The sequence below is a fragment of the Ruegeria sp. HKCCA5491 genome, assembly GCF_013034565.1.
Classification (GTDB): domain Bacteria; phylum Pseudomonadota; class Alphaproteobacteria; order Rhodobacterales; family Rhodobacteraceae; genus Ruegeria.
Window position 1 is genome coordinate 107,640 of record NZ_WQGG01000010.1, and the last position, 15,671, is coordinate 123,310.

At 55.9% G+C, this 15,671-nt stretch carries 15 protein-coding genes; 3 read left to right on the forward strand and 12 right to left on the reverse strand.

The annotated features are described in order from the left end of the window. Positions 1 to 3: 3 nt before the first annotated feature. The 4 genes from GOV88_RS14280 to GOV88_RS14295 all read right to left on the reverse strand — a co-directional run bounded on the left by GOV88_RS14280 (position 4) and on the right by GOV88_RS14295 (position 4,334). On the reverse strand, positions 4 to 885 hold the full coding sequence (locus tag GOV88_RS14280; RefSeq protein WP_171240850.1) for a fructose bisphosphate aldolase: 882 nt from the start codon (positions 883 to 885) through the stop codon (positions 4 to 6). 72 nt (positions 886 to 957) lie between these two features. Next, positions 958 to 2,307 (reverse strand): cytochrome P450, encoded by a 1,350-nt coding sequence (locus GOV88_RS14285; RefSeq protein WP_171240851.1) that lies wholly within the window; start codon positions 2,305 to 2,307, stop codon positions 958 to 960. Next, positions 2,304 to 3,518 (reverse strand): hypothetical protein, encoded by a 1,215-nt coding sequence (locus GOV88_RS14290; RefSeq protein WP_171240852.1) that lies wholly within the window; start codon positions 3,516 to 3,518, stop codon positions 2,304 to 2,306. Before GOV88_RS14290 ends, GOV88_RS14285 begins: the two co-directional genes overlap by 4 nt. Before the next feature lie 63 nt (positions 3,519 to 3,581). After that, positions 3,582 to 4,334, reverse strand: a complete 753-nt coding sequence (locus tag GOV88_RS14295; RefSeq protein WP_171121365.1) for a cytochrome c biogenesis CcdA family protein — start codon at positions 4,332 to 4,334, stop codon at positions 3,582 to 3,584. A 105-nt stretch (positions 4,335 to 4,439) separates the two neighbouring features. On the opposite strand from GOV88_RS14295, the gene GOV88_RS14300 reads away from it, so the two are divergent. Then, entirely contained in the window at positions 4,440 to 4,673 is a 234-nt protein-coding gene (locus GOV88_RS14300) for a sulfurtransferase TusA family protein (protein WP_171121364.1), read from the forward strand. A gap of 56 nt (positions 4,674 to 4,729) precedes the next feature. Here GOV88_RS14300 and GOV88_RS14305 read toward each other — a convergent pair whose 3' ends face one another. The 7 genes from GOV88_RS14305 to purC form a co-directional block, all read right to left on the reverse strand. Continuing rightward, positions 4,730 to 7,486 carry an Rne/Rng family ribonuclease gene (locus tag GOV88_RS14305; protein WP_171240853.1) on the reverse strand — a complete coding sequence of 919 codons (2,757 nt, stop codon included), beginning with the start codon at positions 7,484 to 7,486 and terminating at the stop codon, positions 4,730 to 4,732. A gap of 512 nt (positions 7,487 to 7,998) precedes the next feature. Then, a complete protein-coding gene (locus GOV88_RS14310; RefSeq protein WP_171125158.1) occupies positions 7,999 to 9,333 on the reverse strand; it encodes a sigma-54 dependent transcriptional regulator in 1,335 nt (444 codons plus the stop codon). 12 nt (positions 9,334 to 9,345) lie between these two features. Further along, positions 9,346 to 11,124 (reverse strand): ATP-binding protein, encoded by a 1,779-nt coding sequence (locus tag GOV88_RS14315; RefSeq protein WP_171240854.1) that lies wholly within the window; start codon positions 11,122 to 11,124, stop codon positions 9,346 to 9,348. 36 nt (positions 11,125 to 11,160) lie between these two features. Next, entirely contained in the window at positions 11,161 to 11,829 is a 669-nt protein-coding gene (purQ, locus tag GOV88_RS14320; RefSeq protein WP_171125161.1) for a phosphoribosylformylglycinamidine synthase subunit PurQ, read from the reverse strand. An 11-nt stretch (positions 11,830 to 11,840) separates the two neighbouring features. Beyond that, on the reverse strand, positions 11,841 to 12,062 hold the full coding sequence (locus tag GOV88_RS14325; RefSeq protein WP_171240855.1) for a hypothetical protein: 222 nt from the start codon (positions 12,060 to 12,062) through the stop codon (positions 11,841 to 11,843). A gap of 4 nt (positions 12,063 to 12,066) precedes the next feature. Then, positions 12,067 to 12,297, reverse strand: a complete 231-nt coding sequence (gene purS, locus GOV88_RS14330) for a phosphoribosylformylglycinamidine synthase subunit PurS (RefSeq protein ID WP_170683997.1) — start codon at positions 12,295 to 12,297, stop codon at positions 12,067 to 12,069. Positions 12,298 to 12,470: 173 nt separating this feature from the next. After that, positions 12,471 to 13,226: a phosphoribosylaminoimidazolesuccinocarboxamide synthase gene (purC, locus tag GOV88_RS14335; RefSeq protein ID WP_171121706.1), complete on the reverse strand. Its 756-nt coding sequence runs from the start codon at positions 13,224 to 13,226 to the stop codon at positions 12,471 to 12,473. Positions 13,227 to 13,413: 187 nt separating this feature from the next. On the opposite strand from purC, the gene GOV88_RS14340 reads away from it, so the two are divergent. Both GOV88_RS14340 and bmt read left to right on the forward strand, forming a co-directional pair. Continuing rightward, positions 13,414 to 13,731 carry a DUF1476 domain-containing protein gene (locus GOV88_RS14340; protein ID WP_171121358.1) on the forward strand — a complete coding sequence of 106 codons (318 nt, stop codon included), beginning with the start codon at positions 13,414 to 13,416 and terminating at the stop codon, positions 13,729 to 13,731. A 123-nt stretch (positions 13,732 to 13,854) separates the two neighbouring features. Then, positions 13,855 to 14,868, forward strand: a complete 1,014-nt coding sequence (bmt, locus tag GOV88_RS14345; RefSeq protein ID WP_171240856.1) for a betaine--homocysteine S-methyltransferase — start codon at positions 13,855 to 13,857, stop codon at positions 14,866 to 14,868. A gap of 3 nt (positions 14,869 to 14,871) precedes the next feature. Here the strand turns inward: bmt and GOV88_RS14350 are convergent, their stop codons facing one another. After that, complete coding sequence (locus GOV88_RS14350; RefSeq protein WP_171240857.1) at positions 14,872 to 15,648, reverse strand: enoyl-CoA hydratase-related protein; 777 nt, start codon at positions 15,646 to 15,648, stop codon at positions 14,872 to 14,874. Positions 15,649 to 15,671: the final 23 nt, after the last annotated feature.

Genomic DNA, 15,671 nt, shown 5'->3' on the forward strand with positions numbered 1-15,671 from the left:
ATTTTAGACGGAGGCTTTGAAAATCTTGTCGATGTTCCCACCCAAAGCGGTGTTGAACTCTGCATCGGACTGTTGCTTTGAAAGGCCTTCGGTCAAGGCGCGTGAGAAAGACGCGATCATCTTTTCATTTTGATCCAGCAGATCACAGGCTTGCTCGGTTGAGTACCCACCTGACAAGGCCACTACACGGACGACGCGTGGATGATCGGCCACTTCATCGTACAAGTTGGCTTGGCTGGGGATAGTCAGTTTAAGCATCACATCCTGCCCATCCTGCAACTGATCCAGATTCTTCAGGATTTCGGCTTTCAGGATGTCCTCGGCTTCAGCTTTGGTCGCAGAGTTAATATTTACTTCTGGCTCAACAATCGGAACCATACAGGCGGCGACAACCTCACGGGCGACGTCGAACTGTTGGGCGACAATGGCCGCAATGCCTTCGGCGTTTGCTTCGTGAATGACCGAGCGTTCTTTGGTGCCAAACACACCCTCTGCTTTGGCCAGCGTTTCGGCCAGCCCCGGGATAGGTTTCATCATCTGAACGCCGTTCGCTTCGTCCTCTAACCCTTTGTCGATCTTAAGAAAAGGAACGATTCCCTTGACCGACCATAGGTAGTCGGCGACGGGGCGCCCGTCGATCTGTTCGGACAGAGTGCGTTCAAACAGGATTGCGCCAATCACCTTATCCTTGGTGAAATCATTACCCAGAATAATCCGAGCGCGCATCTTCTGGATTTCACCAAACATCTCTTCATCCGAAGAATAGTCCGATGCCTCGACCCCATAAAGCGCCAGTGCCTTGGGGGTTGAACCGCCACTTTGATCCAAAGCGGCAATAAAGCCCGCTCCGTTAGACATTTGTTCGCGCTGTTCTGATTTGGACATAAGACTTTCCCGTTCGAAATGATTCCGCTGTTTTCAACCGCATACAGCAAGGCGTCGGATGTTGATAGGCGTTTAGCGCTCACGCACGCGCAACCAAATCCCATCTTTCGATCTGACCGTAAGATGGGCAACGGGTACGGGTTCGCGCCCCTCAATCAGCTCAAAGCGGAAGGATTTCAGAAGCATCGACAACAACAAAGGCCCCTCGATCATCGCAAATCCGGCACCCGGGCAGACGCGCGCGCCCGCCGAGAAGGGAATAAAGGCATCCCTTTGACATGAGCGTCCGTTTTCGGTTTCCCATCGGGCCGGATCAAATGCGTCCGGGTTTTCCCACAATCGCTCGTGCCGGTGAAGATGCCAAGGACTGATAACTATTTGCGATCCTTCTGAAACCACCCGGTCCCGAAACGTTACCGGGCAGGTATTCTCGCGGACCATCATCGGAACCGGCGGATACAATCGCAATGCTTCGCGAAACACGTCCCGACTGAGTTTCAACCGGGGAATGGTCGTGAAACCTTGGTCGAAAAGGCTTTGCGCTTCGTTGGCGACATTGTCCTGCCAATCTGGGTACAACGCCATCAGATAGAGGGTCCAGGCCAATGCAGAAGCACTGGTTTCATGACCGGCGAGGAAAAAGATGGCGACCTGATCCACCATTTCATCTTGCCCAAAGCATTGCCCCGTTGCCGGGTCGGGCGTGGTCATGATCTTGGTGGCCAGGTCGTTCGGGGCGCAACCAGCGGCGATTTGTTTCGCGCGGTCAGCCGTAAGCTGTTTGATCAGAAACCTGATCTCCTTGGCATTTCGTTTGGTTTCGGACGAATGAAATCGCGGGGCCCACTTTGGCAGTGGAAAAAGGGCTGCAAGGTTCAGCAGAGGTTGCGCGCGCTGATACCTGTGAAATTTATCAAACACTTCGGCTGCGATCTTGTGGTCAATCGGGACTGAGAACAGCGTCCTAAAGATGACATCCGCCGCCGCGTAGCTGGTGAACTGTTCACATTCCAATTCAGTGCCCGCAAGAGGCCGCAACCGCTCGACCGCAGCATTCGCCGCGTCCAGCATTGCTGGATACGTGTCTTTCAACCGGCCTCCGTCAAATGCCGGGTCGATAATGCGCCTCTGGCGTTTCCAAGTTTTGCCATTGGTCAGGAACACCGAATTTCCTAACAATGGGCGAAGCCCTTCGCTGATCCGTTCCGATTTCGGAAACTGATCAGGTTGCTTTTTCAAAACTTTATCAACAAGTTCAGGTTGGTTGATCAGGTATGAACTGAAGAACGGGGTTCGAAACTCTGCCATCCACGCCCGGTACAGACGATGCGGTTGTGCTGACAGGATATCTTTTCGAAAGAGTTTGAAGTAGCGCCAAAGCGAGACCTTGTCGGGGCGCGAGGCTGGCTTTGGCGGGGTCATGCTTGCACCGACCTGAATTTTGACACTGGTGCGTCTATCCGGGACTTTGAAGGCGCACGCCCTTCATATCTTTGCGCCAATGTCATTGGACCGGCGGTAATCCGAAAATAGTCATATGTCCCCACCCGGTCGAACGCGCAAAGGTACTGAAAGTGCAAGCGAAAGAAACGCCAGCGGAGCTCTTTCCAACGCTCGGCGGACAGCGTTTGCGTGAAGGCCGCCGACAGAACAAGTGGCCATTTCGACCTGTCCGTTCCAACACCCGAAACCGCAACCGGATCGCAAAGTGCAAATGAACACCCATCTCCGGGCGCTGAAACGTCCAGCCATGTCAGATCGTCCCGCTGAGACAGATAGCGAAGGTCACTACGCAAATTATGCGCGCCCGGTAAAAACGACACCATGGGAACGACCTGTCCCAACGTAAGAAACGAAAGCTCTGGCCCTTTTGCCGGACGATCTGTTGACCGTAAGACCTGCGCCAGCACACTAACTCCGAGATGTGCCCCTGAACTGTGTCCTACGACCAGAATTTCGTCGGCATCTGTTTTCAGGGCTTCCACTATCAGCTCACTAAATTCTGACAGACGAGTTTCGAGGGCATCCGGCGTCACTCCTTTTTCAGATGCCGAATAGGCGTAGTCGTGCATCAAGTAGTAGGCAAACAACTTGTTGTCTGCCTTTCGAAACCACCTCAACAGACCGTAGCCGGTCAGAGCCGCCGGCAGGATCGCGAACCAAGATGCAACTGGCATGAGAATAGCCGTCAGAGCCCATGCTGCACCGAACGCCAGAAACAGTTGAAACAGCAGCATCGCTACGGGATACAGCGCGGCAATCACGGGGCCTTTTCGCAAACGCATCAGCCGCCAAAGCGTTCCGGTAGAGATGTAAACCCACGCTGTTTGTGCCAGTTGCAAGTAGGTCGCGAGGATCGAATTGGACATGCTTTCCCGAACGATGTCGGACCAGACCAGAACCTCGACATCGCTTTGGACTTGTGCACCATCCTGTTCCGAGCGCACATGCCAGCCATATGGCCCTTCGCCCGACTTGGCGGATACGGATATCTCGAAACCCGAGAGTTTGGCCTGAACAGTGCTTTCCTTGCGGTACAGCTCACGATACCTGCGTGGATGGATCGGGTCGTATCCGGGAATGTAGAACACCCGGCGTTTGCGAACCCGTGATTGTTTGGCCTGACTGCTCATGATTTTACCTTCTGCCACGCAAGTTACCGCAGCATTACCGAAAAGGTAAGACAGATCAGGTCATCAACCGAAATTCGCCAGTGCCGGGAAGGTTTCCAGCAACCACCAACTGAATTCGGTAAACAAGCCGGTGATCAGCATGATGCCGACAAACAACAGCAAGCCACCCATGACTTTTTCAATCGTCGCCATGTGCGGTTTGATCTTGTTCATCACAGTCATCGAGCGGTTGAGGAACATCGCCGCCAGAAGGAAGGGTATTCCCAGCCCCGCCGCATAGACCCCCAATAGCAGCGTTCCACGCGCCACGGACGCTTCGGATGCAGCAAGAGACAGAATCGCGCCCAATTGGGGACCAATGCAGGGCGTCCATCCAAAGGCAAACGCAAGACCCAGAATGTAAGCACCAAAGACCGAGCCACCTGAATCACCGGTTTCGATACGGGCCTCTCGGTCAAGAAACGGAATTCGAAACACGTTCAGGAAATGCAAACCAAAGACAATCACAACCGCGCCAGACAGTTTGGCGAAAAGAACCTGATTCTGCAGTACAAACGCGCCAAAGGCAGACGCTGTAAAACCCAACAGCAGGAATACCGTTGAAAGACCCAGAACAAAGAACAAGGCCGTCAGGGTCGCCTTTCGACGTGCCTGCGCCTGATCCTGCATGTCGTTGATGGACACGCCGCTCATATACGCCAAATATGGTGGTACAATTGGTAAAACGCAGGGTGACAAAAAGCTAATCAGGCCGCCCAGCATCGCGATGAACATGGCAGGCAAAAGGCCCGCGTCTATGATGTCAATTCCGAACATGACTCAGCACATAAGTTATGACTCCGCCGACGTCACGGGGCAATTCGGTCACATCCTCGTGGTTGCATGCTGGACACCCGATAAAACTGGAAATATTTGATATTTATGTCTGACACGCCGGAAACACTCGACGCATTGGGGCTGTTGTGCCCCCTGCCCGTGCTCAAAGCGCGCAAACGGTTGAAATCTATGCCGAAAGGGTCCTTGTTGCGCATTCTGGCCGACGACCCCGCTGCTGTTGTTGACGTTCCACATTTCTGCGCCGAAAGTGGACACGTGCTTATCTCGCAAGAGGATTCAGACGGGCACCAGATCTACGTCATTCAAAAGACGGGCTGACAAAAAACCACAGCTTTCAAAGAAAAAAGGCGGGTCTTGAAACCCGCCTGATCTTGTTATTGTCCCAAAGACCACCAACCCCGTCGCTTGGGTTTGGCAGGATCGCTTGGTGCCTCAGGCTCTTCTGCAACCACTTCCAACACCGGCTCTGCGGCGGGTTCTTCCGGTTCTGGGTCCTGAGCAGGCTCTTCCGGTGCTTCCGCTACTGGCTCGGCAATCTCTTCGGAAACCGATTCTGATTCTGGTTCCGGTTCAACAGCGGTTTCGGCCTCGGTCACGGGTTCACTCTCAGCGACCAAAGGTTCGGTCATTTCGGTGTCCACCGTTTCTTCAGGCTTTTCATTGCTGCTGTCCGACGCCTGACTTTCCTCAGAAGCTTCAGCCGTTTCGGGATCTTTTTTCTTGCGGCGGGGTGAACGGCTACGTTTTGGTTTAGCCGGTTTTTCTTCTTCGGCCGCGTCATCTGCAACAGCTTCTGCTTCCGCCTCATCCGAAGGTTCAACCGGTGCTTCTTCGCCCTCTTCTCCATTTACCTCAGGCGCGTCACCCGAATTTCTGCTCTTCTTGCGACGGCGACGACGACGCTTGCGCTTGGGCATTGTCTCATCTTCCGCCTGAGAAGCTTCGTCCTCAACCTGCTCTTCGTCAGAAGCATCCACAAGGTCCATCAATGAGGCATCGACGGAAACAACCGGGGTACTCGCCTCGGGTACAATACGGCTCGCTGTCTTGAACTTCTCCAACGAGAAATCAGGGCTGACCAGATGCACGTCCCCTTCGATCCGGACGGACAGACCATACCGGGCTTCGATTTGGGCAATGTGCTCGCGCTTTTGGTTCATCAAGAAGTTGGCGATACTCACCGGGCAGCGAACAAGAACCTCACGCGACCGGCGGCGTGTGCCCTCTTCTTCGATTTGGCGTAAAATGGTGAGCGCCATATTGTCGTCCGAGCGGATCAGGCCGGTGCCATGGCAGGACGGGCAAGGCTGCGTCGTTGCCTCCAGCATTCCGGGGCGTAAACGCTGACGGCTCATCTCAAGCAAGCCAAAGCCGGAAATCCGGCCAACCTGAATGCGCGCTCGGTCGGTTTTCAGCTTGTCTTTCAGGCGCTTTTCAACGGCCGTGTTGTTCTTGCGCTCGTCCATGTCGATAAAGTCGATGACGATCAGACCGGCCAGGTCACGCAGGCGCAATTGCCGGGCCACTTCTTCGGCCGCTTCAAGGTTGGTCTTAAGTGCGGTGTCCTCGATCGAGCCTTCCTTGGTCGCCCGGCCCGAGTTCACGTCAATCGCAACCAGTGCCTCGGTCACGCCGATCACGATATAGCCACCGGACTTCAACTGAACGGTCGGGTTGAACATCCCCGCCAAATAGCTTTCAACCTGATAGCGCGCGAACAGAGGCAGCGCGTCCTCGTACCGTTTCACGTTTTTCGCGTGCGACGGCATGATCATTTTCATGAAGTCCTTGGCGATCCGGTAACCGGTTTCACCTTCAACCAGAACTTCGTCGATGTCGCGGTTATAAAGATCGCGGATCGACCGCTTGATCAGATCGCCTTCTTCATAAATTTTCGCCGGCGCGATAGACTTCAATGTCAGCTCGCGGATCTGTTCCCACATCCGCTGAAGATATTCATAGTCGCGCTTGATTTCAGACTTGGTGCGTTTGGCTCCAGCCGTTCGAATAATCAGTCCTGCGCCAGTTGGCACATCAATCTCGGCTGCGATTTCCTTCAGCTTCTTTCGGTCAGGCGCATTCGTGATTTTTCGGCTGATCCCGCCGCCGCGCGCTGTGTTGGGCATCAGAACGCAATAACGACCGGCCAAAGACAGGTACGTCGTCAGAGCAGCGCCCTTGTTTCCACGCTCTTCCTTGACAACCTGCACCAAAAGGACCTGTCGAACCTTGATAACCTCTTGGATTTTGTAACGACGCGGCCGTGGTTTACGCGGAGGCCGAATGTCCTCACTGTCATCCTCATCCGCAACGGATTCGATTGAATCGTCTTTGGCGGCCGCATCCGCACGGGCCTCTGCCTCGTCACTATCTTCCTTGGTTTCGCCTTCGTCTGACGTCTGCTCAGCAGCTTCGGCGGTGGGGGCAGCGTCGCCCGCATCTTCCCCACCGGAGTCACCGTCCGAACTGTCCTCGGCGGTGCCTTCAGCAGCCGGCGTTTCGACAGCTGCATCCGCTTCTTGGGTTTCTGGTGCCTCATCAGCCGCGCTTTCAACGCCTTCGCCCGCCGCGTCTTCGGATGCCTCCGGTGCGTCGTCAACAGGCTCCTCAACAGGTGTTTCGGCAACGCGATCAGCTGGGGACGTCCCCTCCGGCACCTCTAGATCGGGATTTTCTTCCCCATCGCCGAGGTCAATTGTCTCCATACCAGTAGGCTCGTTCGAAACATCAAGCGTTTCGACCGCGTCCTCGGTTTTCACGTCAGCAGCTTTGGTCCGAGAGCGCGAGCGGCGTTTTTTCGGCTTGGATTCCTCCGCCTCATCACGTGCTTTCAACGCTTCCGCATAAGCCCGTTCTTCTTCCATCAACGCTTCACGGTCAGCGACAGGAATCTGGTAATAATCCGGATGGATCTCTGAAAACGCAAGAAACCCGTGGCGATTGCCACCGTAGTCAACGAACGCAGCCTGCAGGGATGGTTCGACCCGCGTTACTTTTGCAAGATAAATGTTGCCAGCAAGCTGGCGTTTGTTCTCGGATTCAAAATCGAACTCCTCGACCTTGTTTCCGTCGACCACCACAACGCGGGTTTCCTCCGCGTGGGTGGCATCGATAAGCATTTTCTTAGCCATGTGTCCTTGGTGCACCGCGCCAAACGCGTTGTCCTGGCCCGTCCGGGTGGACAGGCGCTTTTGGGGTGGTGTCTTGTCAGGGCGATTTCGGACGGCGCGCAGCAGGGTCCGGCGCTGTGGCCCCCTGCCCGTATGGTCAATCGTTGCGCGCGCGTCATCGCGGTTCTTCTCCGACAGGCGCGGTCCTACGCTGCCTGCCCATTTATTCCTATCACCCGTATCGACGGGTTCAGGCGTTCACTTGCCCCGATACGGGGCACAATCGGTCTGCGCAGCCTGTGTGGGAGATTGTCACCACCTGCGGCATTGCAGCGAAACTCAAAGATTCGGGACTTGAGGGCGCAAAAAGGCCCGGCCCGTTCGGTTACAATAAAAGCAGTCCTGTGGAAAAGACAATGGGCAAACTGCATGACAGCGCCTCCAAGCAGGCATCTGCACCTTCTTCTGTTCAAAAATACTTCGGGGGTGAATTGAGCCAAAGGCTCAAGAGGGGGCTGGCCCCCTCCTCGCCTTTACAGATAGTCGGAACGCTGAAGCCCGTACTTGGCCATTTTCTCATTCAGCGTGCGGCGTGGAAGGCACAGTTCCTCCATCACCGACGCGATGGAGCCCTTGTGGCGGCGCATCGTATTGTCGATCAACATGCGTTCGAACGCCTCAACATACTCTTTCAGGGGTTTGCCTTCGGTCGTCATCACCGGTTGCATTTCTTCGTGATCCGACATCAGCAACGAAGCAATGGTACCCGAGCCGCGACGCGATTGCAGAACGGCACGCTCGGCAATATTGATCAGCTGACGCACGTTGCCCGGCCACGGGGCCTGCAACAACTGCGCTGCTTCCTGAGCACTGACCTGAGGTGCGTCACAGCCATATTCCTCGGCAAATTGCTCACTCAGACGGGTGAACAACGTCAGGATATCCTCACCACGCTGCCGCAACGGGGGCATAGTAATCCGCAACGCAGCCAAACGGTAGAAGAGGTCCGGGCGCAGCACATCCTCGCTGGTCTTGCCAGCTTCTTGAAGGTTTGAAATCGCTATTATACGCGTTTCGGCCGGTGTTCCCTGATCGTTCATCACACTCAGCAGCCGCGCCTGTAACGTATCGCTCAGGGCTTCGATATCTTCCAAGACCAAAGTCCCGCCGCGCGCCTCTTCGATCGCTGGTAATTGTGCGTCTTCGGGCATCATCGGTCCGAACAGGCGCTTTGACAGGGCCTCTTCCTCAAGCGCTGCACAAGACACCAGAACAAACTTCTTACCTGCCCGGCTGCCAACAGCGTGCAATGCATGAGCCACCAGCGTCTTGCCAGTACCTGTTTCGCCGTCGATCAGCACGTGGCCGTCGGCCTGACCCAGATCCAGAATGTCTTCACGCAGACGGTCCATCACAGGGCTGGCACCGATCAACTTGTTCATGATCTGCGTGCCGTCCGATAATTCCCGCCGCAGGGCACGGTTGTCGAGCGTCAGGCGCCGCGCGTTGCTGGCGCGCTTGGCAAGCTCTGACATCCGATCCGGGTTGAACGGCTTCTCAAGAAAATCGAACGCCCCGACACGCATGGCCTCTACCGCCATGGGAACATCGCCATGTCCGGTGATCATGATAACCGGCAGAGTACTGTCCGCACCCATCAGCTTTTTCAACAATTGAATGCCATCCATGCCCGGCATCTTGATGTCGGAGATGACGATCCCGGGGTATTCAGGCCCAAGAACCTTGAGCGCATCTTCGGCACTGGAAAAGGTTTCCGTGTCATATCCCGACAACGCCAACCACTGACTGATCGACTGGCGCATGTCCTGTTCGTCGTCCACGATGGCAATCTTCATGGCTTGTGCCATAGTCTTTCCCCGTTATTCCGCGGCCTCAAGGCCGTCGCTTCCTAGTGTCGGCAGCTGCATTTCAAACACCGCGCCTCCGTTCGGGCTGTTGCGCGCGGTCAGCCGTCCGCCATGGTCGTTCACGATCCCGGACGAGATGGCAAGCCCCAGCCCAACGCCATCGCCAGGTTGTTTGGTCGTGTAGAAGGGCTCGAACAGGTTTTCGATGTCTTCGATCCCGTGACCGTTATCCCTTACAGTCAACACCGCCATGTCGCCCACGGCCAGAATTATTTCGACATCTGGCTCTGTTACAGATTTGGTGGCATCCAGCGCATTCCGCAAGAGGTTCACCATGACCTGTTCAATCCGCATCCGATCCCCCATCACAAACACGGGTTCTTCCGGGAGAATTTGCGTGATCTTAACATGGCGCTGCCGCAATTGCGGTTCCATCATCGACAGAGCCGAGGCCAGCGCTTCACCAAGATTTACAGGCGAAAACGCATCCGCGCCCTTGCGCGCATAGGACTTGAGCTGTCGGGTAATGGCTCCCATCCGCTCGATCAAACCGTCGATGCGGCCAAAGCTGGCCAAGGCCTCTTCTGGGCGGTTTCGGCGCAGCAGCAGGCGTGCGCCCGCCAAATAGGTTTTCATTGCAGCCAGTGGTTGATTCAACTCGTGGCTGACAGCCGCCGACATCTCACCAAGGGCCGCAAGTTTTGAGCTTTGCGCAAGCGTCTGTTCTGCCACTTCCAGCGTCTTTTCGACCCTCTCACGTTCAGCAATTTCCCGCTGTAGCCTTGTGTTCAATGCGCGAAGCTCTGCCGACTCGCGCTGGAACAGGGCCATGCGGAACGTTGCCCGGCGACTGAGCGCATAGAAGGCAAGCGCCAGAAGAATCGCAAAACCCATGATTTCCAGCGCGATGACGCTGTTCACCTTTTCCCGAATTGAGGAATAGGTCGTGAACGACGTCATTTGCCATCCCCTGAACGGAATCCGCGTGTCCAGTCTCATCACGGCTTCGCCTTGCAGATAGGCGTCCGGTGGCAATGCCGTCCAATCGGTTGTCGCACGGATGGCACGCTCAATCGCGCCTTCGGGTGGTTGACGCACCAGGGCTGCACTTTCTTCCAGTCCCCGCCACTTCGGTTCAGTCGAAAGAATAATCGTGCCGGTACTATCGGCCACCATCACCGCGTCAGAGATACCCGCCCAAGCACGCTCAAACTTTTGCAGGTCAACTTCGACAACGATTACCCCAAGAATATCCGAACCGGCGTCCATTCGGCGTGAATAGGTAAAGCTGTACGACCCGGTTTCATTCTCGATAACGGTGAAAATTGTCGAATTCGCGCGGACAGCCTCCACGTAGTAAGGAGAGTTTCGGTGCGCTTCGCCCAACCTGCTGCGATCTGTGGCAGCAACGGTGCGCCCGTCACTGTCCAACAACATCAATGATGCCGCACCAATTTCTTCAACAAATGATATAAGGCGCTGTGTTGAAAGCGTAAAATCGCTGGATTGCAACGCCGAAATCAGGGTGGGATCCCGCGCTAGAAGTTGTGGAACAATTGCGTTCCTGCGCAGTTCACTCAGCAGGTTGCCGGAATACAGGGCCAGACGCAATTCGGCCCGATTGCGCGTGGATTCCGTAAACCGATCTGTCAGCAACCGATTGGTCACCCAGATCGTTGCAACGGTTGAAATCAGCAGAATGGAAACCGCAACACGTAGGCGCCAACCCAAAGGCGCGCCGCGGAAAGGTTTTTGCAGTGAAGCCCACCCTGAGCGATCGTCGGAACTCATACCCGGAAACTACGCGGGCTTGTCTGCGACCTCAAGTCATGCGGGTGCAAGCACGCCTGACAATGCGCGGAACAATGCCGTTCCGTCTGTTCCACCGTGACCTTCGTCTGCCGCACGTTCGGGATGCGGCATCATTCCAAGAACGCGGCGGTTTTCAGACAGGATACCAGCGATGTCGCCAACCGAGCCGTTCGGATTCTCGGTATAGGTGAACGCCACCCGATCCTGGTCCCGTAGTTGAGCCAGCGTGTCGTCATCGGCGAAATAATTGCCGTCGTGGTGCGCGATTGGAATCCCGATCACATCCCCTGCGTTATATCCTTCGGTAAATGCACTGGCGCTCGTCTGGACCTTCAGACCGACCTTTCGGCAGATGTACTTGAGGCCAGCATTTCGCAGCAAAGCGCCCGGAAGGATGCCGGTTTCGGTCAGAATCTGAAAACCGTTGCAAACACCCAGCGCGTAGCCGCCCCGCTTTGTGTGATCCACGACGGCCTTGCAGATCGGGGACTGCGCAGCGATCGCACCGCAGCGCAGATAATCACCGTACGAGAAACCACCGGGTACGCCGACAATGTCCACCCCCTCGGGCAAGGCGGCGTCCTTGTGCCAGACCATATCAACCTGAAAACCTGCCTGTTCGAAGGCTACGGCCAGATCCCGGTCACAGTTCGAACCGGGAAATACGATGACTGCTGCGCGCATTACGGGGCCTCCTAATGCAAATAATCGGCGACCACGGCAACGCCGAGTGGCGTCGGATGATCAACAGCGGCAAGTTTTTCACTTACCAGAGACAGTGAATTCTGACGTGACGCCAGCGGGCTCAGATCAACACCGCCCCCAACGATCAACGATATAAGTGAAGGATAGCGCCAACTTGGCATTCCACCGGTGCCAAACACGGCCAACCGCCCGGAATAGAGCGCATCCCGCATCCCGTCAGACCAGTTCGATTTCGTAGCGTTCGATGACCGTGTTGGCCAACAGCTTTTCGCACATCTGGGTCACGTCGGCCTCGGTCGCGCCTTCGGCCAGTTCCAGGTCGATCACTTTGCCCTGGCGCACGCCTTCGACCTGATCGAAGCCCATAGCGCCCAATGCATGACGCACCGCTTCACCCTGCGGGTCCAGAACCCCGTTCTTGAGCATCACATGCACCCGTGCTTTCATTCCTGCAACTCCAGCTAAGGGCCTTCGGTCACGGCCCGTTCCGTTGCGCGGGGGATAGCGCGCCTTTGGCCATTCGACAACCCTTGTCCGCACGCAGTTTGCCGCAGGTCCGTCGGCAAATAAAAAACGCCGCAATTAGATGCGGCGTTTCAAAGTCAGAATGAGGGGATGCCTCAATTGATGAGTGTGGGCTTGGTCACATTGCTCTTGGGAAGTACGCCCAGACGACGCGCCACCTCTGAATAGGCATCTGTCAGGCTGCCCAAATCGCGGCGGAACACGTCCTTGTCCAATTTCTGGCCCGTTTCAATATCCCACAGGCGGCAACTGTCCGGGCTGATCTCGTCGGCTACGATCAGGCGTTGGAAATCGCCTTCGAAAACACGGCCGATCTCGATCTTGAAGTCGACCAGACGGATACCCACCGCCAGCATCATGCCGCTCATGAAGTCGTTCACACGCAACGCAAGGCTAAGGATATCGTCCATATCCTGCTGGCTGGCCCAACCGAATGCTGCAATGTGCTCTTCAGTTACCAGCGGGTCACCCAGAGCGTCATCCTTGTAGCAATACTCAACAATAGGACGCGGTAACTGCGTTCCCTCAGCAATTCCAAGGCGCTTGGACATGGTTCCGGCCGCATAATTGCGCACGATCACTTCAAGGGGCACGATCTCGCAGCTACGAACCAGTTGTTCGCGCATGTTGAGGCGACGAATGAAATGGGTCGGCACGCCTATCTGGTTCAGGCCGTTCATGAAGAATTCGCTCAGGCGGTTGTTCAGAACGCCCTTGCCGTCGATGACATCCTTCTTTTCCGCGTTGAACGCGGTGGCGTCATCCTTGAAGTACTGCACAATGGTACCCGGCTCGGGGCCTTCATACAGAATCTTGGCTTTGCCTTCGTAGATTTTCTTGCGACGCGCCATAAGCGACCCTTCCAGACTGTTGAGCCGGGGATTTCCCATGCTTCTTGGCGCTCTCATAGTCCAAGCCCCACTTTCCCGCAAGTTCGACGACCCGAGGGTCTTTGACGCAGCGCAAATACCTTGCGTCCGGGCGCAGCTATAGTCATATCATAAATTAAGAAGATGTAATCCAAGGGGTCCCCAATCAATGACCACGTTTGACGAACGCGAAAACGCCTTTGAAGCCAAGTTTGCGCATGATGAAGAGATGCAGTTCAAGGCACAGGCACGCTGCAACAAGCTTTTGGGCCTTTGGGCCGCGGAAAAGCTGGGCAAGTCCGGTGCCGAGGCTGAAGATTATGCCAAAACCGTTGTGATCGCCGATATGGAAGAAGCTGGCCACGAGGACGTGGTTCGCAAAGTGTCCGGCGACCTTGGCTCTTTGTCATCCGATGATGAAATCCGCGCGAAAATGGCCGAGCTTTTGCCTGAGGCCAAGGCGCAGATTCTGAGCGAAGCTCAGTAAGGCCAACGCCCAACTCATGATCTTCATGAGTTTTATGAATTTGATTTGATGCCCCGTCCATGAGAGACGGGGCATCTTAGTTTATACGGCCTTGTTCGGCCTTGCCGACATCTGGAAACCTCAATGACAAACGCGCTCAACACATTTCTGGAAACCAATGATACGATTCTGGCTGATGGTGCCACCGGAACAAACCTTTTCAATATGGGTTTGCAATCCGGTGACGCGCCTGAGCTGTGGAACGTGGATTCTCCCAAAAAAATCAAGGCTTTGTATCAAGGTTCGGTCGATGCGGGCAGCGATCTGTTTCTGACAAACACGTTTGGCGGAACTTCGGCGCGGTTGAAACTGCACGATGCTCAAAATCGTGTGGCTGAGCTGAACCGGGTCGGCGCTGAATTGGGCCGCGAGGTCGCTGACAAAGCCGGACGCCCCGTAATCGTCGCCGGTTCAGTCGGTCCGACAGGCGAGATTATGGAACCCATCGGAAGCCTGTCCCATGCTGGCGCTGTCGAGATGTTCCATGAACAAGCCGAAGCGTTGAAGGCTGGCGGTGCGGACGTTCTGTGGCTTGAGACAATCAGCGCCCCGGAAGAGTTCCGGGCCGCAGCCGAAGCTTTTGCACTGGCCGACATGCCTTGGTGTGGCACGATGAGCTTTGATACCGCCGGGCGGACCATGATGGGCGTCACTTCGGCGGATTTGGCCCAATTGGTCGAGACCCTACCGAACCCGCCCGTGGCCTTCGGTGCGAATTGCGGCACAGGTGCATCTGACATCCTGCGCACTGTTCTTGGTTTTGTGGCCCAAGGGACCGAGCGCCCTGTGATCTCAAAAGGCAACGCGGGCATCCCGAAATACGTCAACGGCCATATCCACTATGACGGTACGCCCGAGTTGATGGGGCAATACGCAGCGATGGCTCGCGACTCCGGCGCAACGATCATTGGCGGCTGCTGTGGCACCATGCCAGCGCATCTTCGAAAGATGCGCGAAGCCCTTGATACCACTTCGTGCGGCTCTCGCCCCACACTGGATCAGATTACTGAAGCACTCGGGCCGTTTTCGTCAGCCTCGGACGGCACCGAAGAGGCCGACGTGCCCGAACGCAGGGCCCGCCGCCGTCGCAGAGCATAAGGTTCAGCGCCCCTCGAATTTCGGGGGGCGTTTTTCCATGAAGGCCACCACGCCTTCAGCAAAGTCTCGGGTTCGTCCGCATTCGCCCTGTAAATGGGCTTCGATTTCTAGCTGCTGACTTAGCGTTTTGTCGTAAGTGCCCCGAATGGCTTGCTTGATCGCTCCGAAACCGGCAGTTGGACCTTTGGCAAGGTAGGATGCGCGCTTGCGCCAATGCGCCTCAAATTCGTCATCGGGAACGGCTTCCCAAATCAAACCCCAATCATCAGCTTGCCGCGCGCTGATCTTTTCGGCGAACAAGGCAGCACCCATGGCTTTAGCGAACCCCATTTGCCGCGGTGTGAACCATGTGCCGCCCGCGTCGGGCAACAATCCAATTCGCGCAAAAGCCTGCAGGAAATACGCACTTTCCGACGCGATCACAACGTCGGCACAAAGCGCTAGGTTCGCCCCTGCCCCGGCCGCAGCACCGTTCACCGCAGCGATGGTGGGAACCGGACAGTTATAAATGGTTTCAAGCATTGGCTCGTACTCATCCCGCAGAGTACGCTCAAGGTCGATCTTGCCGGTGCTTGAGGAATCTCCCAGATCCTGACCTGAACAGAATGCGCCGCCCGCGCCCGTCAATACGACTGCGCGGGCATTGCGGGCTGCGTGTTTCATGGCATGTGTGACTTCGGCCCGCATCTGCGCGGTCATCGCATTCATTTTGTCTGGCCGGTTCAAGGTGACTACTGCCAGATCGTCAGCAACGTCCAATAACAGCGTTTCGTAGTCCATGCGTTCCTCCCGTTCGTCCTGGA